Below are 26666 nucleotides of genomic sequence, written 5' to 3'. Positions count from 1 at the left end.
GGGCCGCCAGGTGGCGGCGCAAGCCGCTCGGTCATCCGCCGGGAGTCCGGTGCGATTCCCCGGCCCGGTGCGATCCGGGCATGCGCGGATTCCGCTCAGTGGGCGATGCGACGGTACGAGGGCTCCGCACAGCTTCGCCTCGCCGCCTGCCCACTCAGCCGCAGGAGGTACGGACCCCATGCTGTCGGTATTCGACCCTCGGCACACCGTCGCTCCCCCGGGATACAGCCGCTGGCTCATCCCGACCGCGGCGCTGGCCGTGCACGTCTGCATCGGCCAGGTCTACGCGACGAGCGTCTACAAGAACTCCCTCATCGCGCACTTCGACGCCAGCCAGACGGCGATCGGGGCGATCTTCAGCATCGCCATCGTCATGCTGGGTTCGTCGGCGGCCGTGGGCGGCCGGTGGGTGGAGCGCAACGGTCCCCGCCGGGCCATGTTCGTCTCCGCCTGTTTCTGGGCCACCGGGTTCCTGGTCGGCGCGCTCGGCATCGCGACCCAGCAGCTCTGGCTGCTCTACCTCGGCTACGGCGTCATCGGTGGCATCGGGCTGGGCATCGGCTACATCTCGCCCGTCTCCACGCTGATCAAGTGGTTCCCGGACCGGCCGGGTCTCGCCACCGGTCTGGCGATCATGGGATTCGGCGGTGGCGCCCTGGTCGCCGGCCCGCTGGCGCGTCAGTTGCTGTCGCTCTACGACCCCGCCTACAACCCTGGCAACCCCGCCGCCGTGGCGTCGGGGTCCGCGCTGGTGGGGCTCTTCGTCACGTTCGGCATCGGCTACTTCGTGATCATGATGTTCGGTCCGTTCAACGTCCGGGTTCCTCCGCCGGACTGGCGGCCCGCCGGGTTCGACCCCGCTCGCGTCGCCACCCGGTCGCTGGTGACGAGGGCGAGCGTGTCCGCGTCCAACGCCGTGCGGACCCGTTCGTTCTGGCTGCTGTGGATCGTGCTGTTCTGCAACGTCACGGCGGGTATCGGCATCCTGGAGCAGGCCAGTCCGATGATCCAGGACTTCTTCCGGGACAACGGCTCCACCGCTGTCTCGGTGTCGGCGGCGGCCGGTTTCGTGGGTGTGCTGTCGCTGTTCAACATGGCCGGTCGGTTCGTCTGGTCGACGACGTCCGACCTCATCGGCCGCAAGCCCATCTACATGGTCTACCTGGGCGTCGGCATGGTGCTCTACGCCCTGCTCGCCGTGGCCGGGCAGGCCGCGACCGCCGTCTTCGTGCTGATCGCCGCCCTGATCATCTCCTTCTACGGCGGCGGCTTCGCCACCATGCCCGCGTACTTGCGGGACCTCTTCGGCGCCTTCCAGGTCGGCGCCATCCACGGCCGGCTGTTGACCGCCTGGTCGGCGGCGGGCGTCGCCGGGCCGTTGATCATCAACCGGATCCTCGACACGCAGGGAAAGCCCGGCACGCTCACCGCGTCGGCGTACCGACCCGCGCTGTTCACCATGGTCGGCGTCCTCGCCATCGGCTTCGTGGCCAACCTGCTGGTCCGCGCCGTGCCGGACCGTTTCCACGAGCCCGACCGGGGCCCCACCTCGCCCGTGGCGCGCGCCAGCGTCACCGATCCGGTCGCCCTCGGCCCGGAGAGCAGTCCACCGGTGCCCGAGCACGTCGGTGGCCAGACCGGTCGGCTCTGGTTGTCCTGGCTGCTCGTCGCGGCGCTGCTCGGCTACGGCATCGTCCAGACCGCCATCACGGCCGCGAAGCTGTTCACCGGCTGAGGCGGCGGCCGGGCCGCGTCGCGCACGGGCAGTGCCCCGAAAGGGCGCTGCCCGTCCGCGATTCGCTCAGCGTCGGCCGTCGTCCACCGTCGGCCCGTGCTCGGCGAGCCTCTCCCGCTGGGGCACGACCGTGTACTTCGGATCGCGCGCCGAAACCCGACCCGCCTCGAAGACACCGAATCGGGTGGCGACCGAAGAGGCCACGAGGGCCGCGCCGGAGATCGCCGCCAGAAGCCGGCTGCGGCGGCTGACCAGCGCCGCGGCGGTGCCCACGGCGAGCAGCACCCGCCCCGCGGTGACCAGTCGCCCGCTACGGCCCTGCCGGTACGGCTCACCGGTCAGACCCAGCCGCTCCAGCCGCCGTCCGCCGATGAGCTCGACGGTTGCGGCGGCGAGGGCGAGTCGCCGCAGCGGGGCGGTCTGCGTGGCCGGCGCCGCGATCAGGCCGACCCCGGACGCGGCGGCGAGCGCGCTCCCGGCGAAGACGAAGGGCAGCGACGGGTAAGCGTCGTGCCAGGACGGCACGGCCGTGTCGGCGAGGAGCACCCCGGTGTACGTGGCCAGCGCCGGCGCGACAGCGGCGGCGGCCAGACCGGCGGCGTGGCCGACCGGGGGCGCCAGCCGGCGGGCGAGGCCGAGCACGCCGTGCTGTGGGATCAGCGGCGCGAGTTCGGCGACCGCTGCCACCCCGGCCAGTGGCCCGAACGCGGCGAGGATCCAGGTGCCGACGGACATGGGTGAGGTCACCTTGGCGACCCGGAGCATGTGGTGGAACCGGCCCGGCCGCCCGAGGTCGTGAATCAGCAGGTACGTGCTGGCGGTGACACCGCCGAGGGCCGTCCACCGGCCGACTGTGCGCAGCTCGGGACGGCCGGTCACCTGGGCGCCCGCGCCGATCAGCGAGCCGCCGGCGGCGAGGCCGCCGGTGAACAGGTAGCCCGCGATGTCGTGCTTCCAGACCGGTGGTTTGAGCACCGGCCGGCCGTAGTAGGAGCTGAAGTCGGCCGGCGGCACGGTGAGCTGTTCGCCGCCCCCGCCGCGTCCCCGCCGCCGGTGCCCGTCGACCCGTGTCGTGTCGGTCATGGCCGCCGGCCCAGAAACGCGAGCGCCGTTACGGCCGCCATCGTGAGCGCGGCGAGGCCGGCGCGTTTCCACATCGCCGGCAGGTCCCGCGTCGTCACCACCGGATCCGGCGGCAACCCGTACACCTCGGGCTCGTCCAACAACAGGAAGAACGCCCCGTCCCCACCCACACCGTCGTTCGGATCATGCCCGTACAACCGCGCCTCGGGAACTCCGCGTTCGTGCAACGTCGCCACCCGCGCCGCCGCCCGCTCCCGCAACTCATCCAGGGGCCCGTACTGAATCGACTCCGTCGGACACGCCTGCGCACACGCCGGCGTCATCCCGGCCCCTAGCCGGTCATAACACAACGTGCACTTCCACGCCCGACCATCACCCTTACGCTGATCGATCACCCCGTACGGACACGCCGAAATGCAGTACCCACACCCATTACAGATGTCCTCCTGCACCACCACCGTCCCGAACTCCGTCCGGAACAACGAACCCGTCGGACACACATCCAAACAAGCCGCATGCGTGCAGTGCTTACACACATCCGACATCATCAACCACCGAAAATCCGACCGCTGCTCCACACCAGTACCCCGCCCCGGCGGCTGCCCACCCGGCATACCCAGGAACTCCGGCCCACCCGACATGCGGGCCGCCGCGACCGGCGAGCCGGGTGGCAGACCCGGATCCGTGCCGGTGTCGGCGCTGGTCCGCGCGCCCACAGCCGCCGTCACCGGGCTGACCGCCGGCCCGTCCGGATAGCCCTCGAACGCCGGCAGCTGCGGGCCGACCGAGCGCGGCTGCTCGACGAACGCGACGTGCCGCCACGAGTTCGCGGTCAACGCCCCGGTGTTGTCGTACGACATGCCCAGCAGATCCAGGCCGCTGTCCGGAACGCCGTTCCACTCCTTGCAGGCCACCTCGCACGCCTTGCACCCGATACACACACTCGTGTCGGTGAAGAACCCCATCCGCGGCGGCGCGTCCACATAACCGGCGTCCGGCGCCGGATCGAGCGGCCCGTACAGGGCGTTGGCGTGCGGCATCGGTCAGTCCTCCTGGTCGCTGCTGCTGTCGGCGACGTCGGTCGTGACCAGCGGTGGATAGCGGTGGCTCAGGTTCCCCGACCGTCGCCGGTAGTCGACGACGAGGTTCAGCAGATCCTGACCCCTCGGGCGTCGGCCGGGCCGCACGTCGCACGTGCCGACCTTGCTCTCCTGGATGAGGACGTTGGGGTCGAGGGTGATGCCGAACAGGTCGTTCGCCGAGTCGCCGGTGATCAGACCCTCGTAACCGAAGTGGTACGGCAGCCAGACCTGGTGGATGATCCGGCCGTCCACCCGCAGCGGGGTGATCCGGTCGGTGACCAGGACCTTCGCCTCGATGGCCGCGCGGGTGCTGACCAGGTGCGCCCAGCCCAGGTGCGTCAGGCCGCGTTGGGCGGCCAGCTCCGGCGACACCTCGACGAACATCTCCGGTTGCAGCTCGGCGAGGTGCGCGACGGTCCGGCTCATGCTGCCGGCGGTGTGGTGCTCGGTGAGCCGGCTGACCGTGAACACGTACGGGAAGACGTCGCTGTGCTGCTCTGGAGGGCTCGGGTTGAGGGTGTTGATCGGGTGGGTGTAGACCTTGCGGGTCGGGTTGGCCTGCTGCCGGTAGAGCGGGTTGCGCACCGGCGACTCGACCGGCTCGTAGTGGGTCGGCAGCGGCCCGTCCAGCACGCCGCTGGGCGCGTAGAGCCAGCCCTTGCCGTCGCCCTGGAGGATGAACGGGTCGTCGCCCGCGATGCCCGCCACGCCGGAGGTGTTCGGCTCGGGCCGGTACGAGGGCGCCTTGTTCTTCTCGAAGTCCGGCACGTCGTAGCCGGTCCACTCGGCCTTCTCCGCGTCCCACCACACGTACTTCTTGCGCTCACTCCACGGCTTGCCGTCCGGGTCGGCCGAGGCACGGTTGTAGAGGATTCGGCGGTTTGCCGGCCACGCCCAGCCCCACTCGAGCGCCACCAGGGACTGCTCCGAGCCGGGCTTGCGGCGCGCGGCCTGGTTGACGCCGTCGGCGTACACGCCGGTGTAGATCCAGCAGCCGCCGGCGGTGGTGCCGTCGTCCTTCATCTCCGCGTAGCTCGACAGCGGTCGGCCGCTGGCCACGTCGTACCCGTTGATCTCGTACAGCACCGACTCGGCGCTCGGCTCGACGTGCGGACCGTGCGTGGGGTAGTTCCAGTTCAGGTCCAGCAGCGCGCGGTCGCGGGGCCGGGTCGACTGCGCCAACCGTTCCCTGATGATCCGGCCGAGGTGATAGAAGAACCACAGTTCGGAGCGGGCGTCGCCCGGCGGCTCGACCGCCTTCTCCCGCCACTGCAACAGCCGCTGCGTCTGCGTGAAGGTGCCCTCCTTCTCCACGTGCGAGGCGGCGGGTAGGAAGAACACCTCGGTACGGCACTCCTCGGGCACGATCTCGCCGGTCTCGATCTCCGGCGCGTGCTGCCAGAACGTCGCGCTTTCGATCATGAACAGATCGCGGACCACCAACCAGTCCAGGTTGGCCATGCCGAGGCGCTGCGCCCGGCCGTGCGCCGAGCCGACCGCCGGGTTCTGCCCGAGCAGGAAGTACCCCTTGACCTTCCCGTCGATCATGTTCAGCACCTGCTGGTAGGTGCCGTGATCGCCGGTCATCCGGGGCAGGTAGCCGTAGCAGTAGTCGTTCTCCGGTGTCGCCGCGTCCCCCCAGTACGCCTTGAGCAAATTCACGCCGTAGGCGCGCGCGTTGCCCCAGAAGCCCTTCTGGCCGGGGTGCCGGATGCTGTCCACCCACTCGTCGAAGGTCGGGTGGTCGGCGTGGTGCGGCATCGGCAGGTAGCCGGGCAGCAGGTTGAACAGCGTCGGAACGTCGGTGGAGCCCTGGATGCTCGCGTGGCCCCGCAGCGCCATGACGCCACCACCGGGCCGACCCATGTTGCCCAGCAGCAACTGGATGATCGCGCCGGCGCGGATGTACTGCACGCCCACGCTGTGCTGCGTCCACCCCACCGAGTACACGAGCATGCTGGTCCGCTCCCGGCCGGAGTTGGCAGTCCACGCCTGGGCCAGTTCGAGGAACTTCTCCTGCGGGATGCCGCAGACCCGCTCCACCATCTCCGGCGTGTAGCGGGCGAAGTGCCGCTTGAGGATCTGGTAGACGCAGCGCGGATGCTGCAACGTCTCGTCCCGCTGGGTGTCGCCGCCGACCTGCGCACCGTGCGACTCGTGCTCCAGCCCGGCCGCCGTCTCCCGCTGCGTCTCGGTGTCCTGGGGGGAGATGTTCTCCTCGGCGCCCTCGTACTGCCAGCTGCTCTGGTCGTAGCTGGCGTTGTCCTCGGTGAAGCCGGAGAAGAGCCCGTGCAGGTCCTCGGTGTCCCGGTATTCCTCGGTCACGATGGTGGCGGCGTTGGTGTACGCCACGACGTACTCGCGGAAGTCCAGCTCGTTGTCGAGAATGTACCGGATCACGCCGCCGAGCAGGGCGATGTCCGTGCCGGCCCGGATCGGCAGGTACGCGTCCGCCACCGCGCTCGTACGCGTGAACCGCGGATCGACGTGGAACACCTTCGCCCCACGACGCTTGGCCTCCATCACCCACTGGAAACCCACCGGGTGCGCCTCGGCCATGTTCGAACCCTGGATGACGATCATGTCGGAGTTCGACAGGTCCTGCTGGAACTGGGTGGCGCCGCCGCGACCGAAGCTGGTCCCCAGACCGGGGACGGTGGCGGAGTGTCAAATACGGGCCTGGTTCTCGATCTGCAGCGCCCCCATCGCGGTGAACAACTTCTTGATGAGGTAGTTCTCCTCGTTGTCCAGCGTCGCCCCGCCCAGACTGGAAATCCCCAACGTCCGGTTGAGCGGCCGGCCCTCGTCGTCACGGTCTTCCCAGGTCTCGTCCCGGGCAGCCAGGACCCGGTCGGCGATCATGTTCATCGCCGTGTCGAGGTCGAGATCCTCCCACTCGGTGCCGTACGGCCGCCGGTAGCGGACCGTCGTCTGCCGCAACGGACTGGTCACCAGACCCTTGCTCGCCGAACCCTTCGGGCAGAGCCGGCCCCGCGAGATAGGGCTGTCCGGATCACCCTCGATCTGTGTGACCTGCCCGTCCTTGACGAACACCCGCTGACCACAACCCACCGCGCAGTACGGGCACACCGAGCGGGCGACGCTGTCCGCGGTCTCGGTGCGGGCGGTCAGCGACAGTGACTGGGCGGACTTGGCCGCCGCGCCCCGCCCGAGCGGGTCGGTGCCGGTGAGCTGGCGGTAGAGCGGCCAGCTCTCGACCCAGCGGCGCACCCCCATCGCTGCACCTTCCCGACGAAAGCCACTAAATGTGAACAGTCCGACAGTAGATCAGGTGCCGGCTTGGCCGCAGCGGGATCAGCAGAGCGATGCCTGCCCCGGCCATTTCGCGCTGGCCGCAGGAGCCCTGGTGCAGAAGGAGCCGCGATCAGCTCGACGGACGCTGGACCACCAGGCGATCACCGAAGGTCCGGTAGCGGTGCAGCTGCCAGAACAGCCAGCCGATGCTGACGGTCGCCAGCACGACGAAGACCAACGAACCGGAGAACGTGTCCCAGAGTGTGTGCAGGACGACGACGCCCAGGAAGGTGCCGAGGAACCCGAACAGCCGGCCGACGCTCGGGCTGGCCAGCAGCGCCCACAGCGCTCCGGCGGTGAGCCCGGTCCACGCGGTGTGCCCGGCGGGCGCGGTCAGGCCACGGATGAACAGGGTCTGCTCCACCGCGCCGATGTCGCCCTGCGAGCCCAGCAGCGCGGTGAAGGCGTACCCCATCGTCTCCAACGCGACGAAACCATGCCGGCGGCCACACCGATGACGAGGCCGTAGGACGGCAGGCGGCGGCGATGCTGCGCCAGGGCCGTGAACAGCAGCATCACGGGGACGATCAGCTTCGCCGACTCCTCGATCAGTGCCACGAACAGCATGGGCAGGGCGCCGAGGCCGCGCAGGGTGTCGTACTCCAGGGTGCCGGCGACCACCGTGCCGAAGACCAGCCTGGGCGCCGAGATCCCACGACTCCGCCCGCGAGCTCGGCGGGCGAGCGACTGATACGGCGGCCGCTCCAGGCCCGGTCAGAGCACGTGCAGCAGCCGGAAGCGCCGGCCAGCGTGGCAGGGTCTCGTGCATGGCCACCTACGACGTCGCCCTCGTCCTGCTCGTCGACCGCGTCGGGGCGGTGCTGATGCAGCATCGCGACGACAGCACTCCCGTCTCACCGAACCAGTGGAGCCTTCCCGGCGGCCACGTCGAGCCCGGCGAGTCGCCCGAGCAGGCGGCCCACCGTGAGCTGTTGGAGGAGACCGGCCTGACAGCCGGCGAGCTGCACCTGCTGTGGAGCGGTCCGCGCCCGTACGAGGCGGACTTCCCGCACACGGTGACGGTGCATGTCTTCCATGGCGCCACCACCGCCCGACAGGAGGACGTCGTGCTCGGCGAGGGCCAGGCCATGGTGTTCGTCCCGCGCGAAAAGGTGTTCGATCGGGAGCTGGCGGCCTCGACCGCGCTGGTCCTGTCCATGATCTGAGGCCCCGGCTCCTCGGCAGTTCCACCGTCCGGAGTCCCCGAAGGCGATACGTAATGGGGTTGCCGGCGTGGCAAGGCGGCCCTACCGTCATGGGGCACCTCCCGGTGCGCAGGCAACGGCTACTTCCGCATCCAATCGGGGAGACGTGGGTTCGAATCCCACCGCCACTTCGGTGGCGTCGACCAGCGGCCCAGGTCACCTTGGCCCGCGAGGGCCGGTCGCCGTCGCCGCTTCGATCTCGGGAGGTGTTCTCGCCGCACGCCCGGTGCGACGGATACGGCTACTTCCTGGTGAAGGCCCCGCAAGGGCCTGCGGTTCGAATCCGCGAGCACCGTGTCCACTTCCGATCTCGGGCGTGCGGTGCGACCACACCGCCTCCGATCACAAGATCACAAACCCTGTTGCCCATCCGCAACCGCTGCCGCTACGGTCGTGACCGCACTTCCCGGTGCGTAGGCGACGGTTACATCTGGAGGGGTTCCGGCCCCGGTGAAGGACATCCGTCGCCAACCTCGATCTCGGGAAAGCGCGACCACACGCATACCCGGTGCGCAGGCAACGGTTACTTCCCGGCTCCGCAGATGGGGGTTCGAATCCCCCCGACGCCTTCGGGTGGGTGGTTCAACGGACAGAACGGCGGACTAGTCCGTGGCCGACTCTGATCTCGGGTGTGCGCTGTGGTGGCGTCTTCTCGGCCGACTGACGTGGGGGACGTCATGGCCAAGTTCAACGTCAAGCTGCGCACGGGCCGGCATCGACCGGTGACCGGCGAGGGCGCACCCGGTTTCGTCCGTGAGCCGCGCCTCGAACTGTTCCTGCTCGCTGTCTCGAAAATGGTGGGCGAGGCCAGCTTCTACGAGCGCGCCACCGACCGCGACCGCCGCTTCCGAAACCTGGTCGCCACCGTCGCCGTCGCTGATCCCGACTGGTTCGCGCGCTTCGTACCGTGGCTTCGCACCGGAGCGATGATGCGCTCAGCGTCCGTGGTGGCGGCCCTTGAGGGTGCCCGCGCCCAGGTAACGGCGGGAATTCCGGGTTCGCGCGCGGTCGTGGATTCGGCGTTGCAGCGTGCGGACGAGCCGGGCGAGGCGCTCGCGTACTGGCTGGCTCGTCGTGGCCGGGCACTGCCCAAGCCGGTGAAGCGGGGCATCGCCGACGCGGCGGTCCGCCTCTACACCGAGCGGAGTCTGCTCAAGTACGACTCCAGCGCCAGCCAGGTGCGCTTCGGTGACGTCATCGAGCTGACCCACCCCGCCGCTCGTAACGAGCGACAGGGCGACCTGTTCCGGCACGCGCTGGATCGGCGGCACCGGCGGGACAATCCGGTACCCCCGTCCCTGCGGATGCTCAGGGCGCGGGACGCCCTCATGGCGATGCCGGTCGAGCAGCGCAGGGAAATCACCGATCCGGCGATGCTGGACGCTGCCGCAATGACGTGGGAGGCGCTGGCCGGCTGGCGACAGAGCGCGATGGACGCGGTGGCATGGGAGTCGGTCATCCCGACGATGGGCTACCTGGCGCTGCTGCGTAATCTGCGCAACTTCGACCGGGCCGGGGTCAGCGACACCGTCGCGGAGACCGTGGCCGCCAAGCTCTCCGACCCCGCGCAGGTGGCGACTTCGCGGGTGCTGCCGATGCGCTTCTTGTCGGCGTACAACGCCGCGCCGAGCCTGCGCTGGTCGTACCCGCTGGAGAGGGCGTTGCAGCACGCCTTGGTGAACGTGCCCGCCCTGGACGGGCGGACGCTGATCCTCATCGACACGTCCGGCTCGATGCGGAGCCCGTTCAGCAAGGACGGCACGCTGCTCTGCTGGGACGCCGCAGCGGTGTTCGGTCTCGCGCTGGCCGCCCGCGCGCAGTCGGCGACTGTGGTGTCGTTCTCCAATGACAGACTGGTGTTTCCCGAGGTCGCGGGCGAGTCGGTCCTCGGGGCGGTGCGGCGGTTCAGGGAGGGCGGCTACTTCCTCGGCAGGGGAACCGACACCGAGAAGGCGGTCCGCGAGCACTACGACCGACACGACCGGCTGATCATCCTCACCGATGAGCAGGCCCAGTGGCACGGTTCGACGAATGTCGTCGCGGCGGTGCCGGCGGAGGTGCCCGTCTACACCTGGAACCTGGCCGGATACCGGATCGGGCACACGCCGACCATCACGAATCGGCACACCTTCGGCGGACTGTCCGACGCCGCGTTCGCGATGATCCCGCTGATCGAGGCCGGGTCCGACGACCGGTGGCCCTTCTGAACCGAGTGCTGCGGGGCTGCGCCTGCCCCGCAGCCCGGGTCAGGGTAGGAACTCGCCGGTCAGGGCCCTGTCCGGCCCGACCCCCGGTCCGGGCGGTCAGTGCGGATCGGCCCACCAGGGTTCGAGGACGACCGGGTCGGCGACGTAGGCCCGCACCTGCGTACGCTCCGACTCGGTCAACGTGAGCGCGCGCAGTTGGGCGCCCCACTCGGGCACCCGATCAGTCTTTCCCAGCGCGATCGACAGCTCGATCAGGCCGGCCAGCGCCGTGGCCTGCTCGACCGTCGGAGCGTCCTCGGCACGACGACGCATCCCCGAGTCGAGCGCCCGGTAGGCGGCCCGGTCGTCCATCTTGAACTCGCGCAGGATCCGCGCGTTGTCGAGCACCCGGGCCAGCCCCTGCAAATCCTTCGACCCGCCATACTCCAGATCGTTCGGCTCGTCGCGTTCGATGAAGATGACGGTGTTGCCCGACGGGTCGACGACGCTGAACCGCGACGCCCCGGCACGGTAGCGGGTGATCCGGGGCAGGCCCTTGACCAGCACCTTGCCGTACGCGCTGCGCATCGCGTCGACGAACGCCGCGTGGTACGGCGCGACCGCGTCGACCATCACCAGGCAGCCGCCGGTCTGTTCCTTCGCCGGGTCGAGGTTCTTCGGCGCGGGCCCGTAGTGCAGGGCGAACCCGCTCCACTGAACGACCAGATACACGTACGGCCTCATCTGCTCGTAGGGCACCTCGAAGCCCAGGGCACGCCAGAAGGCCAGGGTCTCGTCCGGCGCCGGGCAGGGCAGCAGCGGCACTGTGGTCTCGTTCGGCTGGACACGGTCCTCGTTGGTCGTCATGGTCACTCCGGTCCGGTCGGCAGGTCGGCCATTGTGCCAGCACCGGCGGCGGGCCGCCCCGATCGCGCCTCCTACCCAGGGAGGAGATGCGCTCCGACTCCGGGCCGCAACCGGGGCCCGCGGTCGGACGCGACCGGCGGGAACGGCCACGAACATCTACTGGCATGACAACCGTTCTACGTCGGGCGACACACTGGAACCGCCCCCTCATGATTCTCGTCTGCGCGATGGCGGTGCTCGCCGTCATCGCCACCGTCGGCATCCTCGTCGACCCGCGCGTCCTCACCGGGGCGCCGATCTGGCTCAAGCCGTTCAAGTTCGCGGTGTCCTTCGTGCTGTACGGCGTGACACTCGCCTGGATGCTCTCCCTGCTGCCCCGGCGCAGCCGGATCGCCGAACGAGCGGTCACGGTCATCGTCGCGGTGGCGGTCGTCGAGAACGCGTGGATCGTCGGCCAGGTGATCCGCGGGCAGGCCAGCCACTTCAACGACAGCACCCCGCTGAACACCGCCCTGTTCGCGGCGATGGGCGCGGCGATCATGGTGCTGTTCTTCGCGCACCTCGTCATCGGGATCGTCGTGCTGATCCGGCGGATCCCTGACCGGGTCGCCGCGACCGCCGTCGGGTGGGGGCTCGGCCTGTCCCTGCTGGGGATGCTCGCGGCGGTACCGATGGCGCTGCCGATGCAGGACCCGGGCATCGAGGGCATCTCCGGGGCACACAGCGTGGGCGTGGCCGACGGTGGGCCGGGGCTGCCCGTGGTCGGCTGGAGCACCACCGGCGGCGACCTGCGGATCGGGCACTTCGTGGGGCTGCACGCCCTGCAGGCCCTGCCGATCCTGGCGATCCTGCTGACCCGGTTCGCGACCCGGCTCGACGCGCGCACCCGCGTCCGGCTGCTGGTCATCGCGGGCGGTGCGTACGGCGTACTCACGATGCTGTTGACCTGGCAGGCCCTGCGCGGGCAGCCGCTGCTGCGCCCGGACGCCCGCACGCTGGTCGCCGTCGCGGCCCTGGTGGTCGCGACGGCGACCGCCAGCGGCCTGGTCCTGGCCCGCCGACGCCGCCCGGAACTGGCGCTCGCGGCATGACCGCGACGCTGTTCTCCCTGACGTTCGCGGTGGCCGCGCCGTTCTGGGCGCTGATGATCCTGTTGCCGCGCTGGTCCTGGACCACCCGGATCATCAGCTCACCGCTGATCGTGCTGCCCGTCGTGGTGATCTACGCGCTGCTGGTGGTCCCGGCGTTCGGCGAGGTGCTGCCCGCCGTCGCGTCGCCGACCCTGGCCGGGGTACGCGACCTGCTCGGCACGCCCGACGGCGCGGCGGCGGGCTGGGCGCACCTGATCGCGTTCGATCTGTTCGTGGGCCGCTGGGCGTGGTTGGACAGCCGAGAACGGGGGGTGCCGGCGCTGGTCATGGCTCCGGTGCTGGTGCTGACCATCCTGCTCGGGCCGCTCGGTCTGGCCGCCTACCTGGGCGTACGGACGCGGTGGCGGCGGCCGGCGGTCGCCGCCACCGACCGTGAGCACCTAGGCTGACGACCGTGGGGTGGCGGGGACGACTGTTCGACACGTGGGACGCGCGCGTGCGGATGGTACTGCTCGACCTGAGCGGGTTGAGCTATCTGCTTCTCGTGCCCCACTCCGGCCCCGCGCCGACGCCGACGCAGTGGACCCTCGCGCTGGCCGCGTTCGCCGTGGCGCTCCTGGCGTACCGCCGGCCGGTGGTCAACCTCGTGGTGCAGGCGGCGTTGCTGGCGGCCGCGATCTGCCTGATCGACGACATCACGATCAACCAGGTGGGGGCGAGCTGGGCCCTGCTCGAGGTCACCATGCGGGCGGGTCGCGCCCGCACCATCTGGTTGGGCGCCGGGCTGCTGGCCGTGGTCGACCTGACCGACTCGATCGGCGACCCGCTGCGCCAGGTCGCCTCCGGGGTCGTCGGGCTGGGCCTGGAGGTCGGTGTCCCGGTGCTGCTCGGCCTGGTCATCCGCACCAACCGGGAGCTGGGTCGGCAGGCCGTGGAGCGGGCGCTGGCCGAGCAGCGGCGCCGCGAGTCGGAGAGCCGCGCGGCGCGCGCCGACGAGCGCAGCGCCATCGCCCGCGAGCTGCACGACGTCGTCGCCCACCACGTGGCGTCGATGGTGCTGCGGGTCGGTGTGGCGCGGCACGTCCTCACCGACCTGGACCCGCGGGTGGACGAGGTGTTCGACGACGTGCACGGCACGGGCACCGCGGCCCTGGCGGAGCTGCGCCGGCTGGTCGCGGTGCTGCGCAACCCCGACGGGGTACGCGGTGACGCCGCGCTGACCGCGATCGAGCCCTCGGCGCTCCCCTCGGCGCTCGGCGCCGCCGTCGACCGGGCCCGCCAGGCCGGCATCACCGTGGAGGCCGACATCGACGCGGCGATCGGCTCACTCGACGCGGTACGCGGCCTGGCGGTGCTGCGGTTGACCCAGGAGGCGCTGACCAACGTGGCACGCCACGCCGGGCCGGCCGCGCGGGCGCACCTGGTGGTGGCCCTGCGCGCCGGGGCCGTGCACTGGGAGGTCACCGACGACGGGGGTGGCGCCGACGGCGACAGCGCGCCGACGGCCGTGCCGGCCGGCGGCGGCCACGGCATCACCGGCATGTCCGAACGCGTCGAGGTCCTCGGCGGCCGGCTGGAGGCGGGCCGGACCGGCACGGGCTGGCGCGTGCGGACCGTCCTGCCGAACACGCTGCCCGCGATTCCCGCCGATGCGGCGCCCCGGGCCCGCGCGGCCCCGGCCGGAACACCCACCCGGAGACCGGCGTGATCCGCGTCCTGCTGGTCGACGATCAGCACCTCATTCGCGCGGGCCTGCGCATGCTGTGCGACGCGCAGCCCGACATCGAGGTCGTCGGCGAGGCCGACAACGGCCGCGAGGCGGTCGTCCTCGCCGCGCGGCTCCTCCCCGACGTCGTCGTCATGGACCTGCGCATGCCCGGCGTCGACGGAATCACCGCGACGTCGCGGATCCTCGCCGAGCGTCCCGCCACCCGGGTACTGGTGCTGACCACGTTCGGCGACGACGACCACCTCTACCCCGCGCTGAGCGCCGGGGCGTGCGGCTTCCTACTCAAGGACGCGCCCCCGACCGAACTGCTGGACGGCATCCGCCGGGCCGCCGCGGGCGACAGCCCGTTCACCCCGGAGGTGCTGCACCGCCTCGTCCAACGCGCGGTGCACGCCCGGGCCGAGCCGCCCCGACCCGCGCAGGGGCTGACCGCCCGCGAGCAGGACGTGCTGACCCTGGTCGCCGAGGGCCTGTCCAACAGCGAGATCGCCGAACGCCTCCACATCGGCGTCACCACCGTCAAGACCCACATCACGAGCCTCATGAGCAAGACCGACAGCCCCAACCGGGTACGCCTGGCCCTGTTCGCGCGCGGCGCCTGACCGCCCGCCGTTCGGTGCCCGCTACCGGCCGCACGCGTAGCCCTGCATGCCTCTCGGGTTCGCGCCGGCGGCGAGCACGCGGTTGCCCGGGTCCCGGCTCACGGCGCAGAGCCGGCCCAGACTCCACGCGTCGGTGAGCCGCACCTCGTGCCCGTACGCCCGCAGGGCCGTCACCACGTCGGCGTCGAACCGGTCCTCCACCAGCAGGACGCCGGGCTCCGAGTCGCGGGGATAGAACGACGCCGGCAGGCTGACGGTGTGCCACGCGGGCGCGTCGATGGCCTCCTGCAGGTGCTGACCGCCGACGAGGTGGCGCAGCAGGAAGGGCACCTGCCACTGGTCCTGCTGGTCACCACCGGGCGTGCCGCACGCCAGGATCGGCTCCCCGTCGCGGTGCACCATCGTCGGGCTCAACGTGGTGCGCGGTCGGCGGCCCGGGGCGAGCGACGAGGGCAGCCCCTCCTCCAGCCAGAACATCTGCAGGCGGCTGCCCAGCGGAAAGCCGAGTTCCGGGATCGTGGGCGAACTCTGCAACCAGCCACCACTCGGCGTCGCCGAGATCATGTTGCCCCAGCGGTCGACGACGTCCACGTGGCAGGTGTCGCCCCGGGTCACCCCGTCGGAGCGCACCGTCGGCTCCCCCGTGGTCGGGTCCGACGCATCGACGCGGCTGCCGGCGCCGGGTTGGACGTGGGCCGGCAGGCGCGGTTGCGTCCCGTCGGGACGCCCGGGCCGCAGCTCGGTCGACGCGTGGTCACCGATCAACCCCGCCCGCTCCCGCGCGTACGCCGGGGAGAGCAGCGCCGTGGCGGGCACGTCGGCGCTGTCGCCGTACCACGCCTCGCGGTCGGCGAAGGCGAGCTTGAGCGCCTCGACCTGGGCGTGGACACCGGCGGCGGTGGCCGTCTCGTACGCGCCGTCGTCGTCGAGCGCGTCGAGGACAGCCAGCGCCTGGAGCAGCACCGGGCCCTGGCCCCAGAACCCGGTCTTCGCCACCGAGTAGCCCTGCCAGTCGAGGATGGTCGGGGCCTCCCAGGTCGCCGAGTACGCGGCCAGGTCGTCGCCGGTGACCAGCCCGGCGTGTGCGCGTCCGCTGGAGTCGCGAAACGGCCGCCGGCTGAACTCGTCGATCGCCTCGGCCACGAAACCCGTACCCCAGGCTCGGCGTGCGGCCTCGATCTGCGCCTCCCGGTCCGCGCCGGCCGCCTGCCCGGCCTCGACGAGTCGGCGCAGAGTGCGCGCGTACGCCGGGTTGGCGAACCTCTCCCCCGCCGCCGGTGGCCGGCCGTCGCGCAGCCAGAGCTGGGCGGACGTCGGCCAGTGCTCCTCGAACAGCGACCGCACGGCCGCCACCGTCGCACCGACCCTGCCCACCAGGGGGTGACCGGCGGCGGCATAGCCGATCGCCGGTTCGAGGACGTCGGCGAGGGCGAACGTGCCGTGCTCGCGCAGCAGCAGGAGCCACGCGTCCACCGCGCCGGGCACGGCCGCCGCGAGCGGGCCGGCCCCCGGGATGAGATCCATGCCGAGGGACCGGAAGTGGGCGATGGTCGCGGCGGCCGGCGCCGGGCCCTGCCCGCACAGCACCTTCGGGCGAGGATCCGCAGCGGTCGCCACGATGGCCGGCACCTCGCCCCCCGGGCCGTTGAGGTGGGGTTCGACGACGTGCAGGACGAACCCGGCGGTCACCGCGGCGTCGAAGGCGTTCCCGCCACGTTCCAGGACCCCCATCGCGGACTGGCTGGCGAGCCAGTGCGTCGACGACACCATGCCGAAGGTTCCCTGCAGGGTTGGTCTGGTGGTGAACGGCATGACAACACCTCACTGGGGCCGGTGGCGGTGGGAAGCGACTCCCCAGCGCGCAATGCTAGGGCGCGTCGTACGCGTGGCAGTCCCCCGTTCAGGGGCCAGCACGGAGCGCCACCAGTTGGTAACGTGCCGGTGATCCCGCTGGCTGCCGTCGGCGGTGGTCCCCTGGGGAGGGTCAACATGTGGGCGGACGAGGCTGCGCTCGACGCGGCCGGACGGCGGCTCGACGAGTGGGAGTCGTCGCTCGCCGAGCGGGCGGAACGAGCGAAGACGCTGTCGGCGCGGATGCAGCAGCTGACCGGCACGGCCCACAACACCGACCGGACCGTCGACGTCACCGTCGACGCGGCTGGCCTACTGAGCGACCTGCGGCTCGACGAACGCATCCGGCAACAGTCCGCGGCGCACACCGCCCGGCAGATCCTGGAGACCACCAGAGCCGCGCGCACCGACCTGCTGAGCCAGGTCCGTGAGGTGACTGTGGAACTCCTCGGCGACGACGCGAGCGCCCGAGCCATCATCGACTCGTACCGCGGTCGGCTGGCTGGTGACCCGGGTTCGAGCGATGCCGACCGGTGACGGCATCCACGTCGACCCGGACGACCTGACCGCTCACGCCGCCCGCCTCGATCGCTGCGCCGGCAGCCTCGACACCGCCCAGCAGGCGGGCCAGCACGTCCGGTTGGGCACCGACGCGTACGGTCAGCTCTGCGCGCTGATGCCGACACTGCTCGACGGGGTGCGGCAGCGCCCGTGACGTCCAACCCGCTCGTCGCCGCCACGGCGGACACCCCGCCCAGCGCCTGGGCGGGTGTGTGGATCTGCGAAGACATCGAACTCATCGCGCAGGGCATCCGCAACGGCAGTTGGATCGACGGCAGCCTCGGTGTCGTCAGTGCCGGCCTCGACGCCCTCGCCTTCGTCTCCGACCCGGTCGGCGCCCTGCTCCAGTACGGGATCGCCTGGCTCATCGAGCACGTCAAACCACTCAGCGAAGCGCTCGACTGGCTCGCCGGCGACCCCGCGCAGATCACCGCACACGCCCAGACCTGGCACAACATCGCCGCCTCGCTCCGCGACGACGCTGCCGAACTGGCCCACGCCGTCCGCAACGACGTCGCCGGCTGGGGCGGCAGCGCAGGCCCCGCCTACCGGGCCTGGGCCACCCAACAACACCAGTCCATCACCGGCCTCGCCCAGGGCGCCGACACCATGGCCGCGATCACCGAAGGCGCCGCCGGCCTGGTCGCCGCCGTCCGGCTCCTGGTCCGCGACGCCATCGCCGCCTGCGTCTCCCGCCTCATCACGTACGCGGGCGAACTCGTCGTCACCGGCGGACTGGCCGCACCGCTGGTGGTGGAACAGGTCACGACGCTGGTGGCGTCGTGGGGGGCGCGGATCGCGCGGTTGTTGCGGGGGCTGCTGGCCAGCCTGCGCAGGTTGATCCCGACGGTACGCCGGCTCGGCGACCTCATCGAGAAACTCAAGCAGGCGCTGGGTCGACTCCAGAAAGGAGAGTCGCCATCAAGCCGGAACACGCCCGAACCTGAGCCGCCTCGTGAGCCCTCAACGCCTGCGGCGACGGAGCAGCAGCGGATACACGATCTCGGCATGGATCCGGCGACCGGGAGGTTCCGTCCGGGCGAGGCGGAGACAGCGGTCCGGCTAGAGCAGGAAATGAGCGTGACACTCCACCGCGCTCCCCCGGCCTCCTCTGCCGACTGGGTCGACGAGGCTGGACGGACCTACGATGCGGTGGGCAACTTCCCGGCGCAGTTCTTTGACCGTCAGTGGCCCCAGTTGCAGTATCAGATCGAACGACACTTGGACAAAGCTGACCTGGTGCCGGTGGACGTGTCGCAGTTCATCCCGGAACAGGTTGCCCGGATCGAACAGTTCATCACGGATCGAAACCTCGGTCCGCGAGTATTCATTGTAGGGAAATGATGGCTGGCCTCATCGTGCTGAAACCCGGCGTCGACTGGACCTCATCGGGAGGGCTGTTTGACTGGACGCTGGAGTTTTTGATCTCCCGCCTCTCAGACAGACAAACCGCTAACCGCTTGCAGGAGATCGTCGACAACAACCTCGGGTCGTTGTGGGTCGACGACCTGCCCGCGGCAGCACAGCTGGAGATCGTCAGTCATTGGCGAAACGACTTGGTGACGACTGGCGAACGGCAACTGCCGGAGACCGAGCACAAGGTCGACGTCATCCGCCATCTTCAGGAGCTCGTGGACGCAACCTACTCAGCCGGGTTCCCCGGCTCGAGCAATCCTGGTAGTCGATGACGCTGCGCCGTCCCATCACCGCAGGAGTTGGGCGCCGAACCGCTACGACGCGCCCACAAGGTCAGCGGCGTCAGGCCCGTTCCCCCGGTCGTGATGCTCGCTAACCTGACGGCAACGATGGCCTGCACGGCCTGGAGTCGGCCGACCGTGCGGCCGCCGCGAACTCCCGCACGTCGTCCCGACCTGGCGTGCCTCGGCGGGTGCGTGCAGATGCCTCGCCGGGGTCGGGGCGACCGGGCCGTCCCCGTATGCCAGGATCTTGCTCGGAGGCCCACGAGAGCGACGTCACGACGGGGTTGGTGGCGTGCATCTGGGCCAGGTACCTGGTCCAACTCCCCAGGGCGCCCGGGCCGGGCCATAACAGCCGCCTTGCCTGTGGGGACGACCTCGACAGCCCGTTCGGCACGACTTAGTCGTGGTTCTCCTCGTCCCTATCGTCGCTGGTATCTAGGCCAACCTCTCGCGCTAGTTCGCTGGCGGTCATCCGTTGATCCGCGGCCGCGCGGCCAGCATGGTCGAAGCGCACGACCTCGCTCTCCAGGACGATTCGTGGATCGTCACGGCGTTGGGGGTCAGGCCAGCGGATTCGCCGAGATCGCGTCTGGAGAACGGCGCATCTGCACCTCGGACGGTGACCATCTCGTTCCGCCAGAGGAAGGCTGACATGTTCGAGCTGTACGACGTGGTTGAGCTCCGAGAAGCCATTCCGGGAGAAGACCTGCCTGCCGGGGCAGTGGGAAGCGTCGTGCATGTCTTTGACGGCCCCCCGCCTGCGTACGAAGTCGAGTTCGCCGACGCCGACGGCCGTACGGTCGCCATGGTCACACTCCGGACAGACCAGATAACCCATCCCGACGGGTAGTTCGGAGGCAGCGGGCTGGTCACGGCTGGCGAGCGGCAACTGCCGGAAGCCGAGCACAAGGTCGGTGTGGCTCGCTCAGGGCGGTGTCCCAGCGGAACATCTTGCCCCCAGGTTCAGCGGGGGCGACTCAGCCACTCCCAGGCGTGGCGGAGGCCCACCTGCACCGGGTCGTCACCCGCGGCCTCGGCCCTTCTGGCCGGCGTGTCCTCGCTCGGCTCGTGCATCTCGGCACCGGGTACCGACAGCACGACCCCCCGCTCGTACAGGTCGGCGATCTGCTCCCGGTGGGCGAAGCGGTGGGACTGTTCCGATCCCGGCGGTGCCACGATGATGCCGTGGAAGATGTCCTTCGGTTCGTCGGTCAGCATGTGCTCGACCACGCCGACGGGTGCCGAGTCGACGTCATAGACCCGGGTGCCGACGGGGAGCGCGAGATACGAGACCTTCGCGCCGAGATCCTCCACGACGTTCACCGTACCCGCCGCGTGATCACCAGGGGTCCGATCACGATGGTTGGTCTGGCCGTGACCAGGGCTGCCGGCGGGCGCCGATCGTGTGGCTCAGGCGGAGGCTGACCGACCCATCTCGGCGAGGATCCCGGTGCCCTGGCCGAGCTCGATCAGATAGCCGTCCGGGTCGCGCAGGTAGCACCGGATCTCGACGCCATGATCCTTGGGCTCGGTTAGGAACTCCCCACCCCGGGACCGCCACTGCTCGTAGACCGCCCGGACGTCGGTGACCCGGACGTTCATCGCGCTGCTGAGCGTGTTCGGATCCGGCGGCGCCTTCGCCTGCACACCCGGCTTGTCGTCGGTCGGACCACCCTCGTCGTTGATCACGATGTAGCTGTTGTGGAACCGCAGGATCGCGGGCTGGCGTTCCCGCACCACCGTCGCGCCCAGCACCCGCTGGTAGAACTCCCGGGAACGGTCCACGTCCCGCACGATCAGCAGGTGCGTGAGCACCAGCCCAGCCTCGGGCTGGAAGTAGTCGGGCGCCTCGCTCGCCATCACGCCTCCCCCGGGGTCAGGTCGGCAGGGCATACCCGCCGGCAGCACCGACACACCCCACGGCAACAACGAGTCACCATGACGGGTGCCGGCTGTTACCGTCGGGCCCGTGCCCGCCGACGACATCCGGCACCGGGTCGGGCCGGCCCGGGTGGCCCGGCTGACCACCGTCGGAGCGGACGGACGTCCGCACCTCGTGCCCGTGTGCTTCGTGCTGCTCGACGAGGTCGTCTACCACGCGGTGGACGAGAAGCCCAAGCGCCACCGGCGGCTACGCCGGCTGGAGAACATCCGGGCGACGGGGCATGCCTGCCTGCTGATCGACGAGTACGACGAGGACTGGTCGCGGCTGTGGTGGGTCCGGTTGGACGGGCACGGTCGGCTGGTGGAGGACCGCGCGGAGGAGGCCGCGGCCCGCGCGGCGCTGGCCGACAAGTACCCGCAGTACGTCCAGCAGCCACCAGCCGGGCCGGTGATCGCGATCGCGGTGACCGGCTGGTCGGCGTGGTCCGCGGCGGACGCGGCAGCCGACCCGGCCGGGTGAGCGCCCGCCGGGGTGTCAGCGGGTCGGAGCGAGGGCGTCGAGCACCTCGTCGGCCCGGCGCAGCGACGCCTGCGCGTCGGCGCGAGGTGAGCCGATCTCCGGATCGAAATTGAGGTCGACGAACACTTCCGTGATGCCGGCTTCGGCGAGTCTGCCGAGATCCGACCGGATCTGCTCGAGCGTGCCGGTGAGCGGCTCGCGCTCGGCCGGGCCCGTCGGGCGTACGCGGACCGCGCCGCGGCAGACGAAGCGCAGTGCGCCGGGATCGCGGCCGGCCTCCGCGGCGGCGGCCTTGACGGTCGCGACCGCCTCGCCGATGCCCGTCAGGTCCGCCTGGCTGCCACTGACCCAGCCGTCGGCGAGCCGGCCGGCCCGGCGCAGCGCGGCGGGCGCCTGGCCGCCGAGCAGGATCGGCGGGTGTGGTCGCTGCACCGGCTTCGGCTCCAGACGCGTCGGCGGGACCTGGTAGAACTCGCCGCGATGCTCGGCGACGCCGTCCTGCCAGAGAGCGCGGAGAACGGCGAGGAACTCCTCGGCCCGATGGCCCCGCCGATGCTTGCTCACCCCGGTCGCCTGATACTCCTCGTCCGCCCAGCCGAGGCCGAGTCCCACGTCGAGCCGTCCGCCGGCGAGGATGTCGAGGGTCGTGGTCTGCTTGGCCAGCAGCACCGGAGAGATGAACGGCATGTTGAGCACCGCGACGCCGAGCCGGATCCGCGTGGTGTGGGCCGACAGGAACGCCAGCGTGGTCAGCGGGTCCTGGACGCTGTGGTAGGTCTCGCTCCAGTCGAGGTCGGCGGGGACCAGGAGCCGCTGGAACGTCCAGAGCGAGTGGTACCCGAGCTGCTCGGCGCGGCGGGCAACGTGGATCATGTTCTCCGGTGTGGCCCACGAGCCGGAGACGGGCGGGGCGAATCCAACCTCCACCCGCGCACCGTACCCGGACCGGGCCAGGAATTGGCTCGGTTCAGGCCCGGGCGCCGCGGCCCACCGGGCGCAGCAGCCGCCGGAAGTCCTTTGGCAGTTCGGATTCCAGGTTCTCGAGGTCTTCCGCGCTCACCGCCTCGCGCAGGGTCGTCAACACGGCGCGGGCGCCCTCAGCGGTCCGCTCGTCATCCGTTCCCGCGCGGACCCCTACCTCATTGAGGAACTCCACGAGGTCGATCCGTTCGGCGAAGTCCACGTCCTTGTGCAGGTACCCCGCAACTCCTCGGGGACCTGGGTGGCCAGGTGCCGCGCCTCGCCACCACTGACCCCTTCCGCCAAGGTCGACGGCGCAGGCCGGGATTGGATCAGGGGGCAATACTCCTTGAGCGCACCGAACTCGGCGCGGTTCTACTGACCGCCCGTGCCTACCAGGCCAACAGCGAAGCCGGGCGCGGCGTCGAGAACGGCGGCAACGATCGTTCACTTCGGTACGCAGCGTCAGTGCCGCGTGGGACGGTCGCCGAGATGGATACCGCCGTGGACGTCACCTGCCTGCACTACCGGCCCGTGCACCTCGCCGGACACGGAGTTGGCGACACGGCCGGCACCTTCGGCGATGGTGGCCTCGACCTGCGACCACCGAGCTCGTAGCTCAGCGCCGAATGCGACATCGCGGCGCGACTCCCGATCGAGCAGTTCGGCGAAGCGTCCGACCGCCTCCGGCGAAGGCTGCCGCAAAGCGCCCTCAATGACGGCACGCGACGCCGGCTCGTGTTGGAATCGGGTACGCAAGAATCCGATGAGGGAGCACACGGCCGCCCGGCCACCCTGGGCCAACTCGGTGGTCGCCCATGCGACGAGCGTCGTCGCTGCGGTCACCATGATCGGGTCGGTCACAATTCCGCCTCCCGCCCTCGCGCCCGGATCCTAGCGACGAACACGGACGCCGATAATCAATCTGCCTCGATGTTACCGTGGGTGCTCGCGCGGACACCTGACCTCGGAGGTCACCATGAGCGAACAGCGCTGGGAAGCGGACCCTACCGCCGAGCTCACCCGCCGCTGGGGTAAGTCCTCCCACGAGCTGGGCAACACCTCCGGCGACGGCAGTTGCCCCGACGTCTGGGAGTTGAGCAACGGCGACATCGCGGTGATCGGGCAGGACCTCACCGAGGCCTACCAGGGACGGCTTCCCGCCGATGTCTCGGTGGATCCTGGCGAGCGACTTATCATCGTTCCCCGGTCGACAATGATCGCGGCGAAGGTGGACATACCTGATGCATGACCTGTTCCGCGGGGATCCTGGCGAGCGGCTCCGGCTGGACGACTACTGGGCGGACTTCGACGATCGGTTCTGGCGGACCGGTGCTCCGGGCTTCTGGAAGCTGGAACGGCAGCAGACCTTCAAGGAGCCCGGCGACGAAGGGTGGCAGGCGTTCGCCGACGGGCGATGGGAGGATTCGCTGCGAATCCTCGACGCACGCCGCTCCGAGTTCCAGAGCTACTACCGACGGATCGCGGAGGACGGGTTCGCCACCCGCCGGGTTCGAGTCGTCCAAGAGCCACTCGCGCCGTACCTTCGGTGGGAGCTGCACGTGCTGCGGCTGCGGCACGAATATGGCGGTCTGACCCACGTGGTCGGCGCGGACGCGGTCGCACCAGCCGAGTCGGGCGGTCAGCTGCCGGAGATCTACACCCTCGGCACCGAGGTGATGTACGAGGCCGTCTACGACGCCGACGGCGTGTTGGCAGCCGCCCGCCGCTGGCGCGACCCCGAGTTGGTGGCAAGCTGCCAGTCCTTCATCGAGTCCCTCTACCACCGCGGTGAACCCCTGGACGAGTACTTCGCCCGTGTAGTGGCACCGATGGGGCCTCCCCGCGCGGGGTGACGAGGTGGACGGCGTCGGTTCGGACGAGCCCGGGCAGCGGCCGGCTCAGGTGAACCGGTCCGAGCTGTCCGGTCCGGCGGAGCTGGTCCAGGCCCGCGACGTGTACGGCGGTGTGCACTTCCACGGCGAGGTGACTTCGCAGGAGCGACCGCAACAGCTCCCCGGTGACGTACGCGGTTTCGTCAATCGGGTGGAGGAGCTGCGGACGCTCAACCGGCTGTTGACCGAGGGGGATCAGAGCGTCAATGTCAGCCTGTCAGTGATCACCGGGACGGCTGGTGTCGGTAAGACCTCGGTTGCCCTGCGCTGGGCGCACAGCGTCCGGAGCAGGTTCTCTGACGGGCAGCTCTACGCCAACCTGCGCGGTTACGATCCGGGCGAGCCGGCGCAGCCGGATCAGATCCTCGACCGCTTCCTACGGGCTCTCGGTGTTCCGCCCTCGGCGGTGCCAGCGGATCTGGATGGTCGGGCGGCGCTGTACCGCTCGCGCCTGGCCGGCCGGCGCGTACTGGTGCTGTTGGACAACGCCGCATCGGCCCGGCAGGTGCGCCCGCTGCTGCCGGGCACGGACCGCTGCCTGGTCGTGGTCACGAGTCGGAATCTGCTCTCCGGGCTGACCACGCGCGACGGCGGTCGACGGCTGACGCTGCGCATCTTGACCGAAGACGACGCCGTCACTCTGCTACGCGACATCACCTCGCCTTACCGAAGCGGCGACGACCCGGCCGAGCTGACCGAGTTGGCGCGACTTTGCGCCCGGTTGCCGCTGGCGCTGCGCATCGCTGCCGAGCGAGCGGCGAGCCGGCCGTTCATGCCGCTCGGCGAGCTCATTCAGGATCTGCGCGACGAGTCGGCCCTGTGGGACGCCCTCACTGCCGAGGAGGACGAGGAGTCCGATGCCGTGCGGGCAGTCTTCGCCTGGTCCTACCGCGCCCTGAACCCGACGTCCGCGCGGCTGTTCCGGCTGCTCGGGCTACACCCCGGGCCGGATTTCAGCGCCCCTGCCGCCGCCGCGCTGACCGGTGTGCCGCTACCCCAGGTACGGCAGCCGCTCGACGCTCTGGTCAACGCGCATCTATTGGAACAGAGTTCTCCGGGACGCTACCAACTCCACGACCTCCTGCGCGCCTACGCGGTCGACCAGGTCCGGCACCTGGAGAGCACGGAGGGTCGGCCAGCCGCGCTGCGCCGTGAGTTGGACTGGTACTTGCACACCGCCGACGCCGCGCTGACCCGCACGCTGCCGTTCTACCGGACCGTACCGTTGGATCCGCCGGCCGACGTCACGCCGCTCACCTTCGCGACCAACGCCGAGGCGGACGCCTGGTTCGGCGCCGAACGGGACAACCTGGTAGCGGCAACCCGCGCAGCCGCCGAGGCGGGCCTACCGCGGATCGCCTGGCAACTGGCAGCGGTGCTGCGCAGCGTCTTCATGCATCAGAACGCCTTCGAAGGCTGGTTCACCACCGCCCGGATCGGGCTGGCGGCAGCTCAATCGCTGGGCGACCGGCATGGCGAGGCGGAGGCGCTGGAAAGCCTCGGCAAGGCCCACTTCCAAGCTCGCCAACTCACCGAGGCCGCCGTACACCACCGGGCCGCGTTGGTCATTCGACAGGAGATCGGCGACGAGTACGGCACAGCCGTATCGATCAACGCGCTCGGGCTGCTGGGCCTCCGCCACCGTCACCTCACCGGGGCGCTCAGCCACTTCGGCGAGAGCCTGGCGATCTTTGAAAGACTCGGCAACCAGCGGTGGCAGGCCCTGCTCATCAGCAACCTGGCCGAGACTCGCTACGAGCTGGGTGAGCTGACCGAGGCGGCGGCGCTGTTGGAACAGGCACTCGCGGTGCAGCGGGAGATTGGCGACCGGGGGCAGGAGGGCAACTCGCTCTTCTTCCTGAGCATGACCCTGCGGGAACTCGGCCGTACCGAAGAGGCTCTTGCCGCGATCAAGTCGGCCATTGCCATCGCCGAGGGCGTAAGCCAGGTCTGGCTGGGGCACTGGCTGGTGGAGTACGCACGGGTGCTGCGCGCCCTCGGCCGACCCGCTGAGGCACTGGAGGCCGTGCACCGGGCGGCCACGATTCAACGTCGGCTCGGTGACCGCAGCCGCGAGGCGATGGCCCTCGACGGCGCCGGTGAGGCGTACCGGGAGCTGGGGCAGGCGGACGAGGCGGTCGCCTTCCACCTGCGCGCGGCGGCAGTGCACCGGCAGCTCGGGGACGATTGGCAACTTGCCCTGACGCTGGACCATCTGGGTGGCGCCCTGACAGCGGCAGGTCGCGCCGAGGAGGCCGGCCAGCACTGGCGCGAGGCTCACACCCTGCTCGCCGGGTTCGACGACGCGCGTGCTGCCGCGCTTCGCGAAGGCATCGCGGCGTCGTTTCTGTCAGCGGCGGACAGGTCCGTCGAGTGATGGCCTGCGATGGATGAAAGCGC

Annotated in this window: 26 protein-coding genes and 1 pseudogene; 16 read left to right on the top strand and 11 right to left on the bottom strand. The window is 70.6% G+C overall.

The annotated features are described in order from the left end of the window. The first annotated feature begins 178 nt into the window (after nucleotides 1-178). Nucleotides 179-1735 carry an OFA family MFS transporter gene (locus tag OG505_RS07185; protein WP_405431927.1) on the top strand — a complete coding sequence of 519 codons (1557 nt, stop codon included), beginning with the start codon at nucleotides 179-181 and terminating at the stop codon, nucleotides 1733-1735. A gap of 66 nt (nucleotides 1736-1801) precedes the next feature. Here OG505_RS07185 and nrfD read toward each other — a convergent pair whose 3' ends face one another. The 4 genes and pseudogenes from nrfD to OG505_RS07165 all read right to left on the bottom strand — a co-directional run bounded on the left by nrfD (nucleotide 1802) and on the right by OG505_RS07165 (nucleotide 7782). Beyond that, nucleotides 1802-2818 carry an NrfD/PsrC family molybdoenzyme membrane anchor subunit gene (gene nrfD, locus OG505_RS07180; RefSeq protein WP_405431926.1) on the bottom strand — a complete coding sequence of 339 codons (1017 nt, stop codon included), beginning with the start codon at nucleotides 2816-2818 and terminating at the stop codon, nucleotides 1802-1804. Continuing rightward, nucleotides 2815-3858, bottom strand: a complete 1044-nt coding sequence (locus OG505_RS07175; protein ID WP_405431924.1) for a 4Fe-4S dicluster domain-containing protein — start codon at nucleotides 3856-3858, stop codon at nucleotides 2815-2817. Before OG505_RS07175 ends, nrfD begins: the two co-directional genes overlap by 4 nt. 3 nt (nucleotides 3859-3861) lie before the next feature. Beyond that, nucleotides 3862-7137: a formate dehydrogenase gene (gene fdh / locus OG505_RS07170; protein WP_405431921.1), complete on the bottom strand. Its 3276-nt coding sequence runs from the start codon at nucleotides 7135-7137 to the stop codon at nucleotides 3862-3864. Nucleotides 7138-7285: 148 nt separating this feature from the next. Continuing rightward, a pseudogene (locus OG505_RS07165) lies at nucleotides 7286-7782 on the bottom strand (PrsW family glutamic-type intramembrane protease). A 200-nt stretch (nucleotides 7783-7982) separates the two neighbouring features. Here OG505_RS07165 and OG505_RS07160 point away from each other — a divergent pair. Together OG505_RS07160 and OG505_RS07155 are read left to right on the top strand one after the other, a co-directional pair. Continuing rightward, complete coding sequence (locus OG505_RS07160; RefSeq protein WP_405431919.1) at nucleotides 7983-8381, top strand: NUDIX hydrolase; 399 nt, start codon at nucleotides 7983-7985, stop codon at nucleotides 8379-8381. A gap of 716 nt (nucleotides 8382-9097) precedes the next feature. Continuing rightward, a complete protein-coding gene (locus OG505_RS07155; protein ID WP_405431918.1) occupies nucleotides 9098-10627 on the top strand; it encodes a TROVE domain-containing protein in 1530 nt (509 codons plus the stop codon). Between the two features lie 96 nt (nucleotides 10628-10723). On the opposite strand, the gene OG505_RS07150 is transcribed toward OG505_RS07155, so the two are convergent. Continuing rightward, nucleotides 10724-11473 (bottom strand): glyoxalase, encoded by a 750-nt coding sequence (locus OG505_RS07150; RefSeq protein WP_405431917.1) that lies wholly within the window; start codon nucleotides 11471-11473, stop codon nucleotides 10724-10726. Nucleotides 11474-11637: 164 nt separating this feature from the next. On the opposite strand from OG505_RS07150, the gene OG505_RS07145 reads away from it, so the two are divergent. The 4 genes from OG505_RS07145 to OG505_RS07130 are packed head-to-tail and all read left to right on the top strand — an operon-like array spanning nucleotide 11638 to nucleotide 14895. Next, on the top strand, nucleotides 11638-12564 hold the full coding sequence (locus tag OG505_RS07145; RefSeq protein WP_405431916.1) for a hypothetical protein: 927 nt from the start codon (nucleotides 11638-11640) through the stop codon (nucleotides 12562-12564). After that, nucleotides 12561-13013: an ABA4-like family protein gene (locus OG505_RS07140; protein WP_405431915.1), complete on the top strand. Its 453-nt coding sequence runs from the start codon at nucleotides 12561-12563 to the stop codon at nucleotides 13011-13013. The genes OG505_RS07145 and OG505_RS07140 overlap by 4 nt, the downstream gene beginning before the upstream one ends. Before the next feature lie 53 nt (nucleotides 13014-13066). Continuing rightward, nucleotides 13067-14272, top strand: a complete 1206-nt coding sequence (locus OG505_RS07135; RefSeq protein ID WP_405434411.1) for a sensor histidine kinase — start codon at nucleotides 13067-13069, stop codon at nucleotides 14270-14272. Continuing rightward, the gene (locus tag OG505_RS07130) at nucleotides 14269-14895 is read left to right on the top strand and encodes a response regulator (protein ID WP_405431914.1); all 627 of its coding nucleotides are present in this window, start codon (nucleotides 14269-14271) and stop codon (nucleotides 14893-14895) included. Before OG505_RS07135 ends, OG505_RS07130 begins: the two co-directional genes overlap by 4 nt. Nucleotides 14896-14916: 21 nt before the next feature. On the opposite strand, the gene OG505_RS07125 is transcribed toward OG505_RS07130, so the two are convergent. After that, on the bottom strand, nucleotides 14917-16707 hold the full coding sequence (locus OG505_RS07125; RefSeq protein WP_405431913.1) for a gamma-glutamyltransferase family protein: 1791 nt from the start codon (nucleotides 16705-16707) through the stop codon (nucleotides 14917-14919). A gap of 177 nt (nucleotides 16708-16884) precedes the next feature. Here OG505_RS07125 and OG505_RS07120 point away from each other — a divergent pair, with 177 nt between their 5' ends. The 5 genes from OG505_RS07120 to OG505_RS07100 all read left to right on the top strand — a co-directional run bounded on the left by OG505_RS07120 (nucleotide 16885) and on the right by OG505_RS07100 (nucleotide 19857). Then, nucleotides 16885-17283, top strand: a complete 399-nt coding sequence (locus OG505_RS07120; RefSeq protein WP_405431911.1) for a YbaB/EbfC family nucleoid-associated protein — start codon at nucleotides 16885-16887, stop codon at nucleotides 17281-17283. After that, entirely contained in the window at nucleotides 17270-17461 is a 192-nt protein-coding gene (locus OG505_RS07115; RefSeq protein ID WP_405431910.1) for a hypothetical protein, read from the top strand. The genes OG505_RS07120 and OG505_RS07115 overlap by 14 nt, the downstream gene beginning before the upstream one ends. After that, nucleotides 17458-18651 (top strand): WXG100 family type VII secretion target, encoded by a 1194-nt coding sequence (locus tag OG505_RS07110; RefSeq protein WP_405431908.1) that lies wholly within the window; start codon nucleotides 17458-17460, stop codon nucleotides 18649-18651. The genes OG505_RS07115 and OG505_RS07110 overlap by 4 nt, the downstream gene beginning before the upstream one ends. After that, nucleotides 18648-18995 (top strand): hypothetical protein, encoded by a 348-nt coding sequence (locus tag OG505_RS07105; protein WP_405431906.1) that lies wholly within the window; start codon nucleotides 18648-18650, stop codon nucleotides 18993-18995. The genes OG505_RS07110 and OG505_RS07105 overlap by 4 nt, the downstream gene beginning before the upstream one ends. Before the next feature lie 631 nt (nucleotides 18996-19626). Then, complete coding sequence (locus tag OG505_RS07100) at nucleotides 19627-19857, top strand: DUF4926 domain-containing protein (protein WP_405431905.1); 231 nt, start codon at nucleotides 19627-19629, stop codon at nucleotides 19855-19857. Between the two features lie 113 nt (nucleotides 19858-19970). Here the strand turns inward: OG505_RS07100 and OG505_RS07095 are convergent, their stop codons facing one another. Both OG505_RS07095 and OG505_RS07090 read right to left on the bottom strand, forming a co-directional pair. Beyond that, on the bottom strand, nucleotides 19971-20321 hold the full coding sequence (locus tag OG505_RS07095) for a hypothetical protein (protein ID WP_405431903.1): 351 nt from the start codon (nucleotides 20319-20321) through the stop codon (nucleotides 19971-19973). 96 nt (nucleotides 20322-20417) lie between these two features. Next, nucleotides 20418-20867, bottom strand: a complete 450-nt coding sequence (locus tag OG505_RS07090) for a VOC family protein (protein WP_405431902.1) — start codon at nucleotides 20865-20867, stop codon at nucleotides 20418-20420. A 109-nt stretch (nucleotides 20868-20976) separates the two neighbouring features. On the opposite strand from OG505_RS07090, the gene OG505_RS07085 reads away from it, so the two are divergent. Next, nucleotides 20977-21411, top strand: a complete 435-nt coding sequence (locus OG505_RS07085) for a TIGR03668 family PPOX class F420-dependent oxidoreductase (RefSeq protein ID WP_405431900.1) — start codon at nucleotides 20977-20979, stop codon at nucleotides 21409-21411. Nucleotides 21412-21426: 15 nt separating this feature from the next. Here OG505_RS07085 and OG505_RS07080 read toward each other — a convergent pair whose 3' ends face one another. From OG505_RS07080 to OG505_RS07070, 3 genes are read right to left on the bottom strand one after another with little or no spacing between them, the layout of a single operon-like run. Further along, nucleotides 21427-22338 (bottom strand): TIGR03619 family F420-dependent LLM class oxidoreductase, encoded by a 912-nt coding sequence (locus tag OG505_RS07080; RefSeq protein WP_405431898.1) that lies wholly within the window; start codon nucleotides 22336-22338, stop codon nucleotides 21427-21429. 40 nt (nucleotides 22339-22378) lie between these two features. Beyond that, the gene (locus OG505_RS07075) at nucleotides 22379-22822 is read right to left on the bottom strand and encodes a DUF2267 domain-containing protein (RefSeq protein WP_405431896.1); all 444 of its coding nucleotides are present in this window, start codon (nucleotides 22820-22822) and stop codon (nucleotides 22379-22381) included. Nucleotides 22823-22836: 14 nt separating this feature from the next. After that, nucleotides 22837-23235 (bottom strand): hypothetical protein, encoded by a 399-nt coding sequence (locus OG505_RS07070; protein ID WP_405431894.1) that lies wholly within the window; start codon nucleotides 23233-23235, stop codon nucleotides 22837-22839. Nucleotides 23236-23350: 115 nt separating this feature from the next. On the opposite strand from OG505_RS07070, the gene OG505_RS07065 reads away from it, so the two are divergent. From OG505_RS07065 to OG505_RS07055, 3 genes are read left to right on the top strand one after another with little or no spacing between them, the layout of a single operon-like run. Further along, on the top strand, nucleotides 23351-23623 hold the full coding sequence (locus tag OG505_RS07065; protein WP_405431893.1) for a hypothetical protein: 273 nt from the start codon (nucleotides 23351-23353) through the stop codon (nucleotides 23621-23623). Further along, nucleotides 23616-24227, top strand: coding sequence for a DUF6879 family protein (locus OG505_RS07060; protein ID WP_405431892.1), 612 nt, complete (start codon nucleotides 23616-23618; stop codon nucleotides 24225-24227). Before OG505_RS07065 ends, OG505_RS07060 begins: the two co-directional genes overlap by 8 nt. Before the next feature lie 4 nt (nucleotides 24228-24231). Further along, complete coding sequence (locus OG505_RS07055; protein ID WP_405431891.1) at nucleotides 24232-26643, top strand: ATP-binding protein; 2412 nt, start codon at nucleotides 24232-24234, stop codon at nucleotides 26641-26643. The last annotated feature ends 23 nt before the right edge of the window (nucleotides 26644-26666 follow it).

This window comes from Micromonospora sp. NBC_00617 (assembly GCF_045161355.1).
Classification (GTDB): Bacteria; Actinomycetota; Actinomycetes; order Mycobacteriales; family Micromonosporaceae; genus Micromonospora.
Note: the sequence above shows the minus strand (reverse complement) of the source record. Positions and strands in the feature narration are given on the sequence as shown.

Excerpts from the sequence above, each read along its gene's own strand:
- OG505_RS07120 (WP_405431911.1), top strand. The coding sequence starts at position 16,885 with ATGTGGGCGGACGAGGCTGCGCTCGACGCGGCCGGACGGCGGCTCGAC.
- OG505_RS07105 (WP_405431906.1), top strand. The coding sequence starts at position 18,648 with ATGATGGCTGGCCTCATCGTGCTGAAACCCGGCGTCGACTGGACCTCA.
- OG505_RS07185 (WP_405431927.1), top strand. The coding sequence starts at position 179 with ATGCTGTCGGTATTCGACCCTCGGCACACCGTCGCTCCCCCGGGATAC.
- OG505_RS07175 (WP_405431924.1), bottom strand. The coding sequence starts at position 3,858 with ATGCCGCACGCCAACGCCCTGTACGGGCCGCTCGATCCGGCGCCGGAC.
- OG505_RS07060 (WP_405431892.1), top strand. The coding sequence starts at position 23,616 with ATGCATGACCTGTTCCGCGGGGATCCTGGCGAGCGGCTCCGGCTGGAC.
- OG505_RS07140 (WP_405431915.1), top strand. The coding sequence starts at position 12,561 with ATGACCGCGACGCTGTTCTCCCTGACGTTCGCGGTGGCCGCGCCGTTC.
- OG505_RS07125 (WP_405431913.1), bottom strand. The coding sequence starts at position 16,707 with ATGCCGTTCACCACCAGACCAACCCTGCAGGGAACCTTCGGCATGGTG.
- OG505_RS07115 (WP_405431910.1), top strand. The coding sequence starts at position 17,270 with ATGCCGACCGGTGACGGCATCCACGTCGACCCGGACGACCTGACCGCT.
- OG505_RS07090 (WP_405431902.1), bottom strand. The coding sequence starts at position 20,867 with ATGGCGAGCGAGGCGCCCGACTACTTCCAGCCCGAGGCTGGGCTGGTG.
- nrfD (WP_405431926.1), bottom strand. The coding sequence starts at position 2,818 with ATGACCGACACGACACGGGTCGACGGGCACCGGCGGCGGGGACGCGGC.
- OG505_RS07145 (WP_405431916.1), top strand. The coding sequence starts at position 11,638 with ATGACAACCGTTCTACGTCGGGCGACACACTGGAACCGCCCCCTCATG.
- OG505_RS07160 (WP_405431919.1), top strand. The coding sequence starts at position 7,983 with ATGGCCACCTACGACGTCGCCCTCGTCCTGCTCGTCGACCGCGTCGGG.
- OG505_RS07135 (WP_405434411.1), top strand. The coding sequence starts at position 13,067 with ATGGTACTGCTCGACCTGAGCGGGTTGAGCTATCTGCTTCTCGTGCCC.
- OG505_RS07150 (WP_405431917.1), bottom strand. The coding sequence starts at position 11,473 with ATGACGACCAACGAGGACCGTGTCCAGCCGAACGAGACCACAGTGCCG.
- OG505_RS07155 (WP_405431918.1), top strand. The coding sequence starts at position 9,098 with ATGGCCAAGTTCAACGTCAAGCTGCGCACGGGCCGGCATCGACCGGTG.
- OG505_RS07065 (WP_405431893.1), top strand. The coding sequence starts at position 23,351 with ATGAGCGAACAGCGCTGGGAAGCGGACCCTACCGCCGAGCTCACCCGC.